This window comes from Xanthomonas sp. BRIP62418, assembly GCF_003993495.1.
GTDB classification, from domain to species: Bacteria; Pseudomonadota; Gammaproteobacteria; order Xanthomonadales; family Xanthomonadaceae; genus Xanthomonas; species Xanthomonas euroxanthea.
In genome coordinates, this window is record NZ_QEZG01000033.1 from 226684 (window position 1) to 242827 (window position 16144).

The 16144-nt window shown below is 67.9% G+C and carries 11 protein-coding genes; 9 read left to right on the forward strand and 2 right to left on the reverse strand.

Annotated elements, in window-relative coordinates; genetic code table 11:
• Positions 1-7: 7 nt before the first annotated feature.
• The 9 genes from EO174_RS08590 to EO174_RS08635 all read left to right on the forward strand — a co-directional run bounded on the left by EO174_RS08590 (position 8) and on the right by EO174_RS08635 (position 13883).
• Entirely contained in the window at positions 8-2140 is a 2133-nt protein-coding gene (locus tag EO174_RS08590) for an acylase (protein WP_241235908.1), read from the forward strand.
• 82 nt (positions 2141-2222) lie between these two features.
• Positions 2223-2699, forward strand: a complete 477-nt coding sequence (locus EO174_RS08595) for a hypothetical protein (protein WP_126943771.1) — start codon at positions 2223-2225, stop codon at positions 2697-2699.
• A gap of 116 nt (positions 2700-2815) precedes the next feature.
• Entirely contained in the window at positions 2816-4069 is a 1254-nt protein-coding gene (locus EO174_RS08600) for a dipeptidase (protein ID WP_126943774.1), read from the forward strand.
• A gap of 261 nt (positions 4070-4330) precedes the next feature.
• A complete protein-coding gene (locus EO174_RS08605) occupies positions 4331-5641 on the forward strand; it encodes an MFS transporter (protein WP_164740140.1) in 1311 nt (436 codons plus the stop codon).
• 25 nt (positions 5642-5666) lie between these two features.
• The gene (locus tag EO174_RS08610) at positions 5667-6836 is read left to right on the forward strand and encodes a glycerate kinase (RefSeq protein ID WP_115678203.1); all 1170 of its coding nucleotides are present in this window, start codon (positions 5667-5669) and stop codon (positions 6834-6836) included.
• A gap of 330 nt (positions 6837-7166) precedes the next feature.
• Positions 7167-8345 carry a sugar diacid recognition domain-containing protein gene (locus EO174_RS08615; RefSeq protein WP_126943780.1) on the forward strand — a complete coding sequence of 393 codons (1179 nt, stop codon included), beginning with the start codon at positions 7167-7169 and terminating at the stop codon, positions 8343-8345.
• Positions 8346-8489: 144 nt separating this feature from the next.
• Positions 8490-10241, forward strand: coding sequence for a diguanylate cyclase (locus EO174_RS08620; protein WP_104650371.1), 1752 nt, complete (start codon positions 8490-8492; stop codon positions 10239-10241).
• Between the two features lie 136 nt (positions 10242-10377).
• Positions 10378-10770: a DUF2628 domain-containing protein gene (locus EO174_RS08625; RefSeq protein WP_016902101.1), complete on the forward strand. Its 393-nt coding sequence runs from the start codon at positions 10378-10380 to the stop codon at positions 10768-10770.
• 635 nt (positions 10771-11405) lie between these two features.
• On the forward strand, positions 11406-13883 hold the full coding sequence (locus EO174_RS08635) for a GH92 family glycosyl hydrolase (protein ID WP_126943783.1): 2478 nt from the start codon (positions 11406-11408) through the stop codon (positions 13881-13883).
• Positions 13884-14085: 202 nt separating this feature from the next.
• Here EO174_RS08635 and EO174_RS08640 read toward each other — a convergent pair whose 3' ends face one another.
• Both EO174_RS08640 and EO174_RS08645 read right to left on the reverse strand, forming a co-directional pair.
• The gene (locus EO174_RS08640; RefSeq protein WP_119129964.1) at positions 14086-15501 is read right to left on the reverse strand and encodes an amino acid permease; all 1416 of its coding nucleotides are present in this window, start codon (positions 15499-15501) and stop codon (positions 14086-14088) included.
• A 204-nt stretch (positions 15502-15705) separates the two neighbouring features.
• Positions 15706-16086, reverse strand: coding sequence for a hypothetical protein (locus EO174_RS08645; protein ID WP_104585894.1), 381 nt, complete (start codon positions 16084-16086; stop codon positions 15706-15708).
• Positions 16087-16144: the final 58 nt, after the last annotated feature.

Genomic DNA, 16144 nt, shown 5'->3' on the forward strand with positions numbered 1-16144 from the left:
TGACCCAGTGCCGCGACTTTCTTCGATGCGGGCGCATGCGCGCAGCGCTTCCATCTGCGCAGGGCTGTTGATCGCGTTGGCGTGTGTCCCGCTGGCGGCGCTTGCCGGCGCCGGCAAGGACACCGGCGAGATCCTGTGGGACCGCTACGGCGTGCCGCATGTCTATGCCAGGACCGAAGCCGGCACCTTCTACGGTTTCGGTTGGGCGCAGACCCATAGCCATGGCAATCTGCTGCTGCATCTGTATGGCGAAGCGCGCGGCCGCGCCGCCGAATACTGGGGCGAGAAGTACGCCGAACAGGATCGCTGGCTGGTCAGCAACGCTGTCTACCCACGCGCGCAGCAGTGGTACCGGCAGCAGGCCCCGGGCTTTCGTGCCGACCTGGACGCCTTCGCGCAAGGCATCAACGCCTACGCGGCCGCACATCCGGAGGCCCTGGACGCCAACGTCAAGGTGGTGCTGCCGATCACCGGCGTGGACGTGGTGGCGCACGCGCACCGGCTGATGAATTACGTCTACATCGCCTCGCCGGCCAAGGTGCTGGGCGAAGCGCCCAAGGACGGCCAGGCCCGCGATGGCTCCAATGCCTGGGCGCTGATGCCGAGCAAGACCCGCGACGGCCATGCCATGCTGCTGGCCAACCCGCACCTGCCCTGGGGCAGCGGCTTTTTCACCTATTACGAAGCGCATCTCAACGGACCGGGCGTGGATCTGTACGGCGCCACCCAGGTCGGCCTGCCGATCCTGCGTTTCGGCTTCAACAAGCAACTGGGTTTCACCAATACGGTGAACACGCTGCTGGGCCAGACCACCTACAAACTCACGCTGTCGGGCGAGGGTTATCTGCTGGACGGCAAGGTGCTGCCGTTCAAGCGGGAGACCAGAACGCTGAAGATCCGTCAGGCCGATGGCGCGCTGAAAACCCAGACGCTGGACGTGCGGCAGTCGGTGCACGGCCCGGTGTTCGAACGCTACGACGGCAGTACCGTGGCGCTGCGCGTGGCTGGCCTGGATCGCCCCGACATGCTCAAGCAGTACTGGGACATGGGCAAGGCGCAGGACTTTGCGCAGTTCCAGCGCGCGCTCAAGCAGCTGCAGGTGCCGATGTTCAACATCGTCTATGCCGACAACGCCGGCAACGTGCTGTTCCTGGACAACGGCATCCTGCCCAGGCATGCGCAAGGCGATCTGAAGTACTGGAGCGGCCTGGTGCCCGGCGATACCGCGTCCACGCTATGGAGCGATGTGCACAGCTACGACGAGCTGCCCAAGGTGATCAATCCGGCCGGCGGTTTCGTGCAGAACACCAACGACCCGCCGTGGCTGGCGAGCTGGCCGCGCGCGCTGGACCCCAGCGCATTTCCGGCCTATGTCGCCCCAACCGGGCCGATGTCGTTGCGCGCGCAGAACTCGGTGAAGATGCTGGCCGAGCACGACAGCATCGACTTCGACCAGCTGGTGGCACTCAAGCGCACCGCACAGGCGCTGGCGGCCGATCGCACGTTGCCGCAGCTGTACGCCGCAGCCGCAGACAGCACCGATCCGGACATTGTCGCTGCGGTCGACGTGCTCAAGGCCTGGGACCGCCACTTCGAAGCCGACAGCCGCGGCGCGTTGTTGTTCGAGGAATGGGCGCGCCTGTTCACCGGCGATGCGCGCTACCTCTCGCAGGCCGGTTATGCCACGCCGTGGTCGCTGGACGCGCCGCTGACCACACCCAGCGGCCTGAAGGACCCGGCGCTGGCGCTGCGCCGACTCAAGCAGGCCGTCGCCAGCACCAAGAAGACCTATGGCGCCATCGACCGGCCGTATGGCGAGGTGTCGCGCTTCCACCTGGGCGCTGTCGATGTGCCCGGGCGCGGCGGTTTCGGCAATCTCGGTGCGTTCGATGTGATCACCTGGAACCCGCCCAATACCGATGGCCAACGCCTGCCGCAGCACGGCGAAACCTGGGTCTCGCTGGTGGAGTTTTCCACGCCGCTCAAGGCCAAGGGCCTGATGAGCTACGGCAATGCCAGCCAGCCTGGTTCGGCGCACATCAGCGACCAGCTGCCACTGCTGTCCAAGGGCGAGTTCCGCACCTTGTGGACCACCCGCGAGCAGGTCGAACAGCACCTGGAATCGCGCACCGACTTCTGATGCCCAGCTCCCGACGATCGCCCGACGCCAAGCAGCTACCCGACAGCACCGCCCACTATCCCAGCCTCCAAGGACACCGCCCATGCGCACCTTTCTGACCGCCGCCCTGTTCGCCGTCTCGGCGTTGACTGCCACGTTCGCCGCATCGGCGGCCGATCCGCACGACGGCGCCTGGACCCTGGTGGAATCCAAATCCAACTGGAGCGACGGCAAATTTCCCAAGGGCATGCGGCTGACCATCAACGTGCAGTTCTCCGACAACCGCATCGAGTACCACTCCATCAACACCACCCGCCCGGACACGCCGTACAAGGTCGATTACGTCACCACGCTGGACGGCAAACCCAGCCCGCTCAACGAGCAGGCGCGCTTCAACCAGATCGCGGTGAGCAAGACCGGCGCCGACACCTACCAGATCCTCAAGATGAAGGACGACGACGTGATCGTCGGCGAGTTCTGGACGTTCTCTGCAGATGGCAAGACGCTGATCCGCAATGGGGTGGGCAAGTCGCCGGAAGGCAAATCCAAGGCCTATCACGAGTTCTTCGAACGCAAGTGAGCGCCGGGGCGTGGTCGGCGACGACGCCCCGGACCACGCAGGCGAACCTCCTGATCGTGCAGCGGCTGAGGCCAGCGCGGCTATGATCGATACACCCCCAACTTCTGCGAGCTGCCATGACCCTGCATCGCCTGTGCACCGCCATCGTGCTGAGTCTGGCCGTGGCCGCACCCAGCCACGCGCTGGAGTTTTCCAGGGCCGAACTGGCGCGCGCCACCGCTCTGCAACAGCGGCTGGTCACGCTGGATTCGCATCTGGACACGCCGGCCAATCTGGAGCGCCCCGACTTCGACGTCCTGCAGGCGCATGCCGGCAACCGGCTGTCGCAGGTGGATTACCCGCGCATGGTCGAAGGCGCGCTGGATGGCGGCTTCTGGGCGGTCTACACCGGGCAGGGCGATCGCAGTGCGGCCGCGCACCTGGACGATCGCGATGCCGGCCTGCAGCGGTTGTTGAAGATCCACACGCTGCTGGCCGCGCAACCGCAGCGCTTCGCCTTCGCCACCACGCCGGCCGATGCCGCGCGCATCAAGGCCGCTGGCAAGCGCGTGGTGTACATCAGCATGGAAAATGCCAGCCCGTTGGTGGCCGACCCCACGCTGCTGCGGTTCTATTACGCGCAAGGCCTGCGCCTGATGAGCACCGTGCATTTTCTCAACAACGAATTCGCCGACTCGGCCACCGATCCCAAGGGACCGGAATGGAAGGGCCTGAGTCCGGCCGGCAAGCAGCTGGTGCAGCAGGCGCAGGCATTGGGCATCGTGATCGATCAATCGCATGCCTCCGATGCGGTGTTCGACCAATTGATCGCGCTGTCGCCGGTGCCGATCGTGCTCTCGCACAGCGGCGCGCGTGCGGTGTTCGACCATCCGCGCAATATCGACGACGCGCGGCTGAAGGTGCTGGCCGCACACGGCGGGGTGATCCAGGTGAATTCCTATGGCGGCTACCTGGTCGACAGCGGCGCCAGCCCCGAGCGCAAGGCCGCCGAGAAGGCGCTGACCGAGCAATACGGCGGCTGGGAGCACATCAAGATCGCCGACGGCACCGCCCTGAGCGCCGCGCTCAAGGACCTGGATGCGCGCTACCCGATCAAGCGCGCCACCGAGGAGGATTTCTTCGCCCATCTGGAGCATGTGCTCAAGGTGGTCGGACCCGAGCACGTGGGCATCGGCATGGACTGGGACGGCGGCGGTGGCGTGGTCGGCCTGGAAGACGTCTCCGACCTGCCGCGCATCACCGCCTGGTTGCTGCGCAAGGGCTACACCGAGCCGCAGATCGCCGGCATCTGGGGCGGCAACCTGCTGCGGGTGATGGGGCAGGCGCAGGCGTATGCGGCGGGGAATGGGGAATCGGGAGTGGGGAGGTAGTGCTGGGATTGGGCAGTCGGGAGTCGGGATTCGCAAAGGCGAGACGGTCTGTCGTGCGTGCGCTCCGAGTCCGGCGTATGGCTCGCGTGCCTCCTGGGGAAGTTGGGCATTTGCACAAAAACTAGCGCCGATCTGCCATGGACTGGCAGCAGGCTGACGATGCTTCCGGGAAAAAGCACCAACTAGAATGCGCCGACCCCTGTGTGGCGTCGGTGCCAACGCACTGCGCACCGGTGGGCTTACCCACTGCTGGAGCGTGCGATGACCCAAGCCTCCCGGCCTCTGCCGCCCTCCGACGGCCTGGGCCCGACCTACCGCAGGATCCTGTGGCGGCTGATCCCGTTCCTGTTCGTCTGCTACCTGTTCAACTACCTGGACCGGGTCAATGTCGGCTTTGCCAAGCTGCAGATGCTGGGCGACCTGGGCATGAGCGAGACCGTGTATGGATTGGGCGCGGGCATCTTCTTCATCGGCTACCTGGCCTGCGGGGTGCCGAGCAACCTGATCCTGCAGCGCATCGGTGCGCGCCGCTGGGTGGCGATCATGATGGTCAGCTGGGGCCTGCTGTCGACCTGCCTGATGTTCGTGCGCACGCCGGCCGGCTTCTACACCCTGCGCCTGCTCACCGGCGCGGCCGAGGCCGGCTTCTTCCCCGGCATCGTGCTGTACCTGACGCGCTGGTTCCCGCGCGCCCAGCATGGCCGGGTCATGACCGTCTTCATGTCGGCCATTCCGATCTCCGGGGTGCTGGGCGGGCCGTTGTCGGGCTGGATCCTCAGCCATTTCTCGGCCGGGCAGGGCGGTCTGGCCGGCTGGCAATGGATGTTCCTGCTGCAGGGCCTGCCCACGGTGCTGTTGGGCATCGGGGTGTGGTTCCTGCTCAGCGATGGCGTGCAGCAGGCGCGCTGGCTGGACCCGCAGGAGAAGCAGGCACTGACCCGCGCGCTGGCCGCCGACGAAGCAGGCAAGCCGGCCAGCGCCTCCACCTCGCTGGGCGCGGTGCTGCGCAACCCGGCGGTATGGCTGCTGGGCACGGTGTACTTCTGCATCCAGAGCGGGGTGTATGCGATCAACTTCTGGCTGCCGTCGATCATCCAGGGCAGCAGTGTCACCGACCCGACCCGGATCGGCCTGATGAGCGCCATCCCGTACCTGGCCGCGGCGGTGTTCATGGTGCTGATGGGCCGCTCGGCCGACCGCCGCGGCGAGCGCCGCTGGCACCTGGTGATCCCGTTGCTGATGGGCGCGGCGGGGCTGTGCATCGCCGCCAGCGTCACCGACAACCTCGCGCTGGCCCTGTTCGGCATGACCCTGGCCACGATGGGCGCGGTCAGCGGCTTGCCGCTGTTCTGGCCGCTGACCAACGGCTTTCTCACCGCCGCCGCGGCGGCCGGCGGGCTGGCGCTGATCAATTCCACCGGCCAGGTTGCCGGCTTCGTCAGCCCGTACCTGGTGGGCTGGATCAAGGACGCCACCCACAGCACCGAGCTGGCGCTGTACGTGCTGGCCGGGGCCATGCTGCTGGGCGCGGCGCTGGTGCTGCGGGTGCCGGCACGCGCGGTGAACCAGTGATGCGTCCGTCCCAGCGAGTGTGCCCATGAAGATCGTCATCGCCCCCGATTCCTACAAGGAAAGCCTGTCCGCGCTGGAGGTGGCCACCCAGATCGAGGCCGGCTTCCGCGAGGTGTTCCCCGACTGGCAGTACCGCAAGGTGCCGGTCGCCGATGGCGGCGAAGGCACGGTCGACGCCCTGGTGGCGGCCACCGGCGGGCGGGTGATCGCCTGCACGGTCAGCGGCCCGCTCGGCACCCCGGTGCAGGCGTTCTTCGGCCTGACCGGCGACGGCCGCACCGCGGTGATCGAAATGGCCGCCGCCAGCGGCCTGGCGCTGGTGCCGCCGGCCGAGCGCGCGCCGCTGCGCACCAGCACCGCGGGCGTGGGCGAGTTGATCCTGGCCGCGCTGGATGCCGGTGCGCGGCGCTTCATCATCGGCATCGGCGGCAGTGCCACCAACGACGGCGGCGCCGGCCTGGCGCAGGCCCTGGGCGTGCGGTTGCTGGATGCGCGCGGCGAGGCGATCGGCCCCGGCGGCGGCGCGCTGGCGGCGCTGGCCCGCATCGAGACCGACGGCCTGGACGTTCGCCTGCAGGACTGCCACTTCGAAGTGGCCTGCGATGTGGACAACCCACTGATCGGCCCGACCGGTGCTTCGGCGGTGTTCGGCCCGCAGAAGGGCGCCACGCCCAGCATGGTGCGCCAGCTCGATACCAACCTGCAGCATTACGCCAACCTCCTGCAGCGCGACCTCGGTGTGCGCCTGCATGACCTGCCCGGCGGCGGTGCGGCCGGCGGCCTGGGCGCGGCGCTTGTGGCGTACCTGGGCGCGCAGTTGCGGCCCGGCGTGGACATCGTGGCGCAGGCGCTGGGGCTGGATGCGCTGGTCGCCCAGGCCGATCTGGTCATCACCGGCGAAGGCCGTCTGGACAGCCAGAGCCTGCACGGCAAGACGCCGGTGGGCGTGGCGCGGGTGGCGCAGCGGCACGGCAAGCCGGTGATCGCCATCGCCGGTTGCCTGGGCAACGGCGCCGCGCGGCTGCATGGGCACGGCATCGCTGCGATGTTTGCGGTGGTGCACCGCGCCTGCACGGTGGAGCAGGCGCTGGCCGAAGCCGCCAGCAACGTGCGCATCGCCGCACGCAACGTGGCGGCGACATTGCAGGTGGGGCAGACGATGGCGCGTACGTCGGGGGGCGCTGACCTGCAGTGATGGCCGCACGCAGCTGCCTCGCCCAGATCCTGCTGCTGCAGAGCGGCGTGCGTTGCATGGCTGCCGCATGAGGGCATGGCCCATGCAGCGCGGCGCGTCGGCCGAAAGGACAAAGTAACCACGTCGTTGCCTGCAGCCTCGGACGCGCACTGCCGTGCAGGCGGATGAGCGCAGCGTGCCGGTGGCGTGCCCGGTTCACGGCCCGGACGCCGCGCAACCGCAGCATGGCCGCGACGCGCGCTCATCTGCGCGCCTTGGCCTCATGCTTGGCGACGTGCATGCCGACCATGGCACCGCAGCCTCCCTCACCCCGTCAACAGACCCCAGCCCATGCTCACGCTCGACCGCACCCTGGCGCAGTCCATCGTCGACCGCGCGATGACCATCATCGACGGCAACGTCAATGTGATGGACCACACCGGCGTCATCATCGCCAGCGGCGAGCCGGCCCGCCTCGGCCAGCTGCACGAAGGCGCGCTGCTGGTGCTGTCCAGGCAGGGCCGGGTGGAGATCGATGCGGCGCTGGCCCGGCAGCTGGACGCGGTGCGCCCGGGCGTCAACCTGCCGCTGATCGCCGATGGCCGCATCGTCGGCTGCGTCGGGCTGACCGGCGAGCCGCAGCGGATCGGGCAACAGGCCGAACTGGTGCGCATGGCCGCCGAAGCGATGCTGGAACAGGCCGGCCTGCTGCGCCTGCTGGCCCGCGATGCGCGCCTGCGCGAGGAAGTCACGCTCGGCCTGATCCGCGCCGACGGACCGACCCCGGCACTGGCCGGCTGGGCCGAACGGCTCGGCATCGCGCTGGACCTGCCGCGCGTAGCGGCCGTGATCGAAGTGGAAAGCGGCACCCTCGACCTGGACGCCATGCTGGTGGAACTGCAGCGCCTGCACACGCTGCTGGCCACGCCCGAGCGCGGCAACCTGATCGCCGCCACCGCGCTCAACGAACTGGTGGTGCTCAAGCCCGCGCTGGACCGCCGCGGCCACTGGGACGTGGGCGAACAACGCCGTCGCGCGCATACCTTGCTCGAGCGCATGCGTGCCAGCAGCCCGCTGCGCATCCGCCTCGCGCTGGGGCAATACTTCCCGCAGCCCAACGGGCTGGCGCTGTCGCACCAGATCGCGCGCACCACCATGCGCATCGGCAAGGCGCGCGCGCCGCAGGCCGACGCGTTCTTCTACGACGACCATCGCCTGCCGGTGCTGGTGGACGACCTGCGCCAGGCCTGGCAGGCCGACGAATTGCGCAAGCCGCTGCAGGCACTGCTGGCACAGGACCGGCGCGGCGACCTGTTGAAGACCTTGTCGGTCTGGTTCGGCGCCGGCATGCGCATGGCGCCCACCGCCAAGGCACTGGCCATCCACCGCAATACGCTGGATTACCGCATGCAGCGCATCGCAGGACTCTGCGGCGTGGACCTGGGCAACACCGACGACTGCGTGCGCCTGTACCTGGCCCTGCAGATGGACGACACCAGCGCCTCCAGCGGCGCCGACCCCGCCGCCTAGGGCGCCGACGCGCCGGTGCCGCCGGGCAGGCCGCAGCGCCGGCGCACACCCCATCCTGTGTCGCGGCGCACGAAACCAGCGTCAGGCAGGTATGCCCGGTCCGCTAGACTGAGCGGATTGTCAGGGGAACAAGCGAGCATTCCGTTGAGCCACTGCGACACCGTCGCGTCATCCACTTCCCGCGAAACCGATCGGCTGTCGCGTCTGGCGCTGTTGCAGATCGTCGATACCGATGCCGAGCCGTTCTTCGATGCGTTGGCCGCCGCCGCGCAGGCGATTGCCGGCACGCCGATCGCGCTGGTGTCGTTGGTGGACGAGCATCGTCAGTGGTGGAAGGCCAATATCGGCCTGCCCGGCGCCAGCGAAACCCCACGCGAGCTCGCGTTCTGCACCCACGCCATCGAGGACGATGCGGTGATGGAAGTACGCAATGCGCCGGCCGATCCACGCTTTTGCGACAACACGCTGGTCACCGATGCGCCGGGGATCCGTTATTACGCCGGCGCGCCGATCGTGTTGTCCGACGGTTTGCGCATGGGCACGGTGTGCGTGATCGACCAGCGCCCGCGCGCGCTGGAGCCGGCGCAACTGGCCGCCTTGCAGCAGCTGGCCAGGGTCGCCGCCGAAGGGCTGGAGCAGCGCCGGCTGATGCTGGAGCGCGAAGCTGCCAACGCACAGCTGCAGCAACGCCTGCGCGAGAGCGAAGCGTTTCTGGAACGCACCGGCCGGGTCGCCGGTGTCGGCGGCTGGGAGGTGGATGTGGCCAGCGGCGTGCTGACCTGGTCGGACCAGACCTGCCGGCTGCACGATCTGCCGCCCGGCTACCGGCCGACCCTGGCCGAGGGGATCGGCTTCTATCCGCTGGATGCGCGCGCGGTGATCACCGAGGCGGTGGACAGCTGCGTGCGCGACGGCACGCCCTGGGACCTGGAACTGCCGCTGGTCAGCGCCACCGGCCGGCGGCTGTGGGTGCACAGCACCGGCTCGATGGAGCATGTGGACGGGCGCATCCGCCTGATCGGCGCGATCCAGGACGTCACCGACCGCCATCGCGCGGTGGATGCGCTGGCTGCCAGCGAGCGCAAGTTCCGCAACATGTTCCAGTACAGCCTGGGCCTGATCTGCACCCACGAGATGGATGGCCGGCTGATCAGCATCAATCCGGCCGCGGCGCGCTCGCTGGGCCGCAGCGTGGACGACATGGAAGGGCGCTCGTTGCTGGAATTCATCCGCCCCGAGCTGCACGCCGCCTTCCAGGGCTATCTGTCGCGGATGGTGCTCGACGGCCAGGATGCCGGCGTGATCGAGCTGGTCGCCAGCGATGGCAGCCTGCGCCATTGGCAGTACCGCAACGTGCTGGACGTGGAGGCCGACGCCACCGTCGTGCTGGCGCACGCCCAGGACATCACCAACCAGTACCAGCAGGAGAAGCAGCTGCTGGAATGGTCGTTCACCGACCCGCTCACCAACTGCTACAACCGCCGCTTCCTGGACGAACTGGACAAGCGCGACCCCAGCGTGCGCTGGGGCTGCATCGTGGTGGATCTGGACAAGTTCAAGCTGGTCAACGACACCCACGGCCACCAGCGCGGCGATGAAGTGCTGGTGCAGATGGCCTGGTTCCTCAACCAGCCGTTGCGCACCCAGGACCGTCTGGTCCGCCTGGGCGGGGACGAGTTCCTGGTGCTGCTGCATCAACCAACCCAGTCGCAGCTGGCGGCACTGGCGCGCGACTACGTGGCCGCCACCGACGACGCCCCGATCCAGTTCACCCTGGGCACCGCCCTGCGCCACGACGGCGAGGCGCTGGCGGCAGTGGTCGATCGCGCCGACCGTTCGCTGTACGCGCTGCGCCGGGCGCGCCGCGGTACCGGTGTCAGCGACCAGCGCGAGTAACGCGCGCTGCGGCCTGCAAGCGGCCACGGCTGAAGCTGATCGGCGGCTGACCCTCCGCGTCCGACCGGTGCCGAAGAACGTGCCGATGAATACGCGATCGCCTATCATGTAATCGTTTTCAACTACATGGTTTGGAATGGATACCTTCGATCGCACCCAGCTCAGTCCCAAGTGGCAGTTCCGTTTCGATTTCTTCGACCGTCACGGTGGCCCCAAAGACCCCAGTTACAAGAACGCACTGAAGACCCTGAGCTTTGGCGAGAAGGTCAAGGTCGGCATGAACTTCTATGCCTTCTTCTTCGGCGTCATCTATTTCTTCATCATCGGCCTGTGGCGCAAGGCGTTGAGCCTGATCGGCATCAGCGTCGTGGTGAGCATCGTGGCCTCGTTCCTGCCGGCCGCGTTTCAGAACGTGCTGTGGCTGCCGCTGTCGTTGTTGACCGGCATGATCGCCAACTACGCCTACTACCTGGACAAGGTGAAGGGCAGCACCAGCTGGAACCCGTTCGAGGGCATGCGCTGGATCTGAAGCAACTGCGTCACCGGCGCGTCGGCCCCTCCCGCCGCCACGCCAGCGTCGCCAAGCCCGGTCACTGACCGGGCTTTTTTTTATGGGCCATCAAGCCCCGTGGACCAAGCCCCTCTCCCCCCGGGGCGATAAGGCACGGCTTGCGCGCCACTGGCGCGCGTGCCTGGGAGCGCCCGCGCTGCTAGCGCGGGCCGGAGCGGGGGGCGGGGTGAGGGTTCGGCCCCCGACGCGCAACACGCCCAAGAGCGCCACCTTCAACCAACCGCACGCAGCGCAGACGAATCAATCCCGAGCCAACTCATCCGTCAGTGCCTCTGACACGCTTCAGAATGGCAGTACCTGAAGCGCGCAACAGATCGCCTCAAAACGTCTAAAACACCCGCAAAACTGCCAGCATCCGCACACTTGCTGCGCCGCAGTGTGCAGCAAGCGGTCGAGAATGCTTAATCTTTGCCGACACATGGCCCATGACCGCATCGAATTTAGATCGATCCAAACAAGCCAGGTCGTGCGCGAAATCGCGCTGCCGGTCGCCGTTTGAACGCGGTCGTTGTGCGTCGATCGCTGCGTGGTGCAGCGATCGGCATGGATCCCCACCTGCGGCTTCGGTCGCCCTCTCCTCCGAGGTGTCTTGCATGCTCTCCGCAGTCTGGTCCGATCGTTCCGTTTCGCAGGGCGCTCCGGCGCCGTTCTGGCGCCGCGCCGCCGCCGGCCTGTGCCTGCTCGGCATGGCGGTGTCCGCGCCGCTGGCCGCGCAGGACCCGGCGCAGGTCAACACCTTCATCGGCAGCAAGGACGACGGCAACACCTTCCCCGGTGCCTCGGCCCCGTTCGGCCTGGTCCAGGTCAGCCCGATCGGCGCACACTACGCCGGCTGGCGCTACGACGACCCCAGCATCCGCGGCTTCGGCCATTCGTTCCTGTCCGGGGCCGGCTGCTGGGAGCAGGGCGGGCAGGTCTCGGTGCTGCCGGTCACCGGCCGCATCGGCCCGGGCGGCGACTTCGACACCGCCGATGCCAAGGCCTTCGACCAGAAGCGCTATGCCGCCCGCTACACCCATGACGGCGAGGTGGGCCAGGCCGGCTACTACAAGGTGCGGCTGACCGACTACGGCGGCATCGACGCCGAAGCCACCGCGCTCACCCGCGCCGCCGCCGAGCGCTACAGCTTCGCGCCCGGCGCCGACACCGGCCATGTGCTGGTCAACCTCGGCCAGGCCAACGACCGCCACGTGGTGATCGGCAGCCAGCTGCAGGTGGTCGGCGACCGTGTGGTCGAAGGCAAACTCACCACGCAGAGCTTCTGCGGCGGCCACGAATACACCACCTGGTTCCGGCTGGAATTCGACCGCCCGTTTACCGCGCACGGTGTCTGGGGCGAAGACGGCGGCGTGCCCGGCGCGCGCCACGGCATGGGCGGCGAACTCAAGCCCAACGGCGCCTGGCTCAGCTTCCCGCTGGGCAAGAACAAGACCGCGCGCGCAGTGACCGTGGTCAGCGCCATCTCGCATGTGGATGCCGAAGGCGCGCGCAACAACCTGCGCGCCGACGGCATGCAGGGCGGCAAGCTGCTGGGCCTGGAGCAGATGCGCCAGCGCGCGCAACAGGCCTGGCGCAGGGAACTGGCCGGCATGCAGCTGGCCGGCGCCAGCGCCGACGATCGCACGGTGGCCTACACCGCGCTGTATCACGCGCTGCTGCAGCCGCTGACCGGAAGCGATGCCGATGGCCGCTATCGCGGCTTTGACGATGCGATCCACCATGCCGAGGGCTGGACCTACTACGAGTACTTCTCGCTGTGGGACACCTATCGCTCGCAGAACCAGCTGCTGGCCTTGCTGCAGCCGGCGCGCGCGCGCGACATCGGTCGCTCGCTGCTGGCCATCCACCAGCAAGGCGGCTGGCTGCCGCGCTGGGGGTACGCCAATTACGACACCAACATCATGACCGGCGACCCGGTGACGCCCTTCATGGTCGACCTGTGGCGCTTCGGCGCGCTGCAGGGCAGTGAAACCGAGGCCTACGCCGCGCTGCGCCAGAACGCCTTCGGCCAGCCGCCCATCAATTCGCGCCACGCCGGGCGCTCGGGCAACGCCAGCTACCTGGCCAACGGCTACGTGCAATACGACCGTGCCTTCCCCTCCAAGGGCATGGACGTGGACCCGCACCACGGCGGCTCGGCCACGCTGGAATACGCGCTGGCCGATTGCGCGCTGGCGCAGATGGCGCAGGCGCTCGGCCACACCGACGACAGCGCGCTGCTACGCAGACGCGGCGGCAACTGGCACAACGTCTGGGACGCCGGCGTGCGCGATGCCGACACCGGCTTCAGCGGCTTTCCGCGCCCGCGGCTGGAAGACGGCAGCTGGTATGCCCCCTCGGACGATCACTACAGCCCACGCTCGCAGCATGGCTTCCACGAAGGCACCGCCTGGCAATACCAGTGGCTGGTGCAGCAGGACATCCCCGGCATGCTGCAGGCCATGCATGGCAGCGAGCAGGCCGGCAAACGCCTGGATGCGTTCTTTGCCTACGACGACCTGCTCAAGGACCCGCTCAACGCCGCGCGCACGCACTGGGTGGTCGGCCCGTATAGCTACTACAACCAGTACCGCTACAACCCCAACAACGAACCGGACCTGCACGCCCCGTGGATGTACACGTTGATCGGCCAGCCGTGGAAGACCGCCACCGTGGTGCGCGCCGCCCAGCAGCTGTTCACCAATGCACCCAACGGCGTCACCGGCAACGACGACCTCGGCACGATGTCGGCCTGGTACCTGTTCAGTGCGCTGGGCCTGTATCCGGCGGTGCCGGGCAGCGGGCAGTTCCTGCTGCATGCCCCGCGCTTCAAGCGGGTCACGCTGGCGCTGGGCAACGGCAAGCGCCTGCGTATCGACGCCCCCGGCGCCGACGGCCGCGCGCTGCAATACGTGGACAGCGTGCGTTTCAACGGGCAACCGCAGCGGCAGGTGTTCCTGGACTGGGCCCAGCTGCAGCAGGGCGGCACGTTGTCGTTTGCACTAAGCAAGCAGGCGCCGACCCAGGGCTGGGGCACGCAACCAGAGGCATTGCCTGCCTCGTTCTGCGCCACGCCTGCGGCGGTACCGTGATTCAAGCGCCGGTACCGCGAGCGCGGGCCGGCGCGCAGCCTGAAAGCAAGAGCACAGCTCGCCTGTGTTGATTCGTTCTTGAAGGCGCGTGGCGACGCGTTCGTCATCGCTGGCACCTGCCGGGTGTCCGAGGCGCCCCTCATCCGTACTGCGAGCCCCTTCTCCCGCTGGGAGAAGGGCACACTCCCGACGGGAGGAGGAACTATCCCACCTTCGCCAACCGGCTATTGCGCCGGCCATAGGCCACATACACCACCACGCCCAGCGCGTTCCAGGCCAGGAACCACCCCTGCGTCGTGCTTGGCAGACTCCAGAACAGATACAGGCAGCCCAGGATCGCCACCGGACCCACCACCCATGCCAGCGGCGTCCGGAAGGAGCGCGCACGTGTGGGCTCGCGCACGCGCAGCACCAGCAGGCACGCCGCCACCGCAGTGAACGCCGCCAGGGTCCCGGCATTGGCCAATGCGGCAATTTCATCCAGGCGCGCCACGCCCGCCAACGCCGCCACCAGCACCGCCGTGAACAGGGTGATCGCCACCGGCGTGCCGGTGCGGGCATTGACCTTGGACAGGCCACGCGGCAACAGGCCATCGCGCGACATCACGAAGAAGATGCGGCTCTGCCCATACAGGAACGCCAGCAACACCGTCGGCAGCGCGATGATCGCCACCGCACCGATGACCAGCGCCGCCTTGCCGTGGCCGAGTTCGCGCATGATCAGCGCCAACGGCTCCGGGCTCTTGCCGAACACGGTGAAGCTCATCGCACCCACCGCCGACAACGCCACCAGCACATAGATCAGCGTGCAGCCGATCATCGAGCCGACGATGCCGATCGACAGATCGCGCCCCGGGTTCTTGGTCTCTTCGGCCGCGGTGGAGATCGCATCGAAGCCATAGAACGCGAAGAAGATGATCGCCGCCGCGGCCATTACCCCGCGCTCCACGCCATCGGCACCTTCGGTCTTGGGGAAGCCATACGGCATGAACGGCTGCAGGTTGGCGCTGTCGAACGCCGGCAACGCAATCGCCACGAACACGCCCAGCGCCACGATCTTCAGCACCACCAGCACCGCGTTGAGGGTGGCGCTTTCCTTGGTGCCGGCCATCAGCATGCCGGCGACCAGGAAGGTGATCACCACCGCCGGCAGGTTGACGATGCCGCCGGCATGCGGCCCGGCCACCAGGGCATGCGGCAGGTTGACCCCCAACCACTGCAGGAAGCCGACGAAATAGCCCGACCAGCCTACCGCCACCGTGCTCACCACCAGCGAGTATTCCAGCACCAGGCTCCAGCCCACCACCCAGGCGATGCTCTCGCCAAGCGCGGTGTAGCTGTAGGTGTAGGCGCTGCCGGCAGCCGGCATCATCGTGGCCATCTCCGCATACGCCAGCGCCGCACAGGCGCACACGATGCCGGCCGCCACGAACGACAGCAGCACCGCCGGGCCGGCCTTGTCCGCGCCCACGCCGATCAACGTGTAGATGCCGGTGCCGACGATCGCGCCGATGCCCAGCGCGACCAGATGCGGCCAACTCAGGCTGCGGACCAGCTGCCGGCCGGCCTCGTGCACGGTGACCTGATCGATGGATTTGCGCCTGAGCCAAGACGACATGCGGACCTCGCGGGAACAAAAGAAGGCGCGAGTGTCGCCCAACGCGCCGCAGCAAAGCTATCGGTCCAAGGTCATGCGTCGGCGCCAGCATGGCCGCGTACCGTATCAGTTGTCAGCGCGCCACACCCGCCGGTCCCCGGCCAAGCGACCACCACCCGCGATCCCGCTTTTGCGAATCCCAAATCCCAAATCCCAAATCCCCGCTCACTCCACAGACGGGCGATGCGGTGGGCGCACATTGCGATAGACCAACTGCACCGCCCACGCGCCGATCAGGCCAACCGCACCGGCAGCGAAATGGGTCCAATCGAGTACCCGCGGCGCCGCGCCATTGGCGTCGTGGCCCCAGAAGTTGAACCACAACAGCACCAGTGCGGTGACCCCGATGCCGATCCAGAACCACAGCCGTGTTCCACCAATGGCATAGAACAAAAACGGCAACGCGGCGCCGATCAGAAAATGCACCGGGAAGAAATACGCCGTGCCGTACGGCCGCATCAGGTACCAGACGATCGCGGCAAAGCTGCCCAGAAAAACGAACAGGCCCAGCGCGAACAGACGGGTTTGGTTGGTGGCGGTGGTCATCGGGTGGCCTGGCAGGAACGAAGCCTCACCCTAGCGATGCGCAGGTCACGTTGAGGTC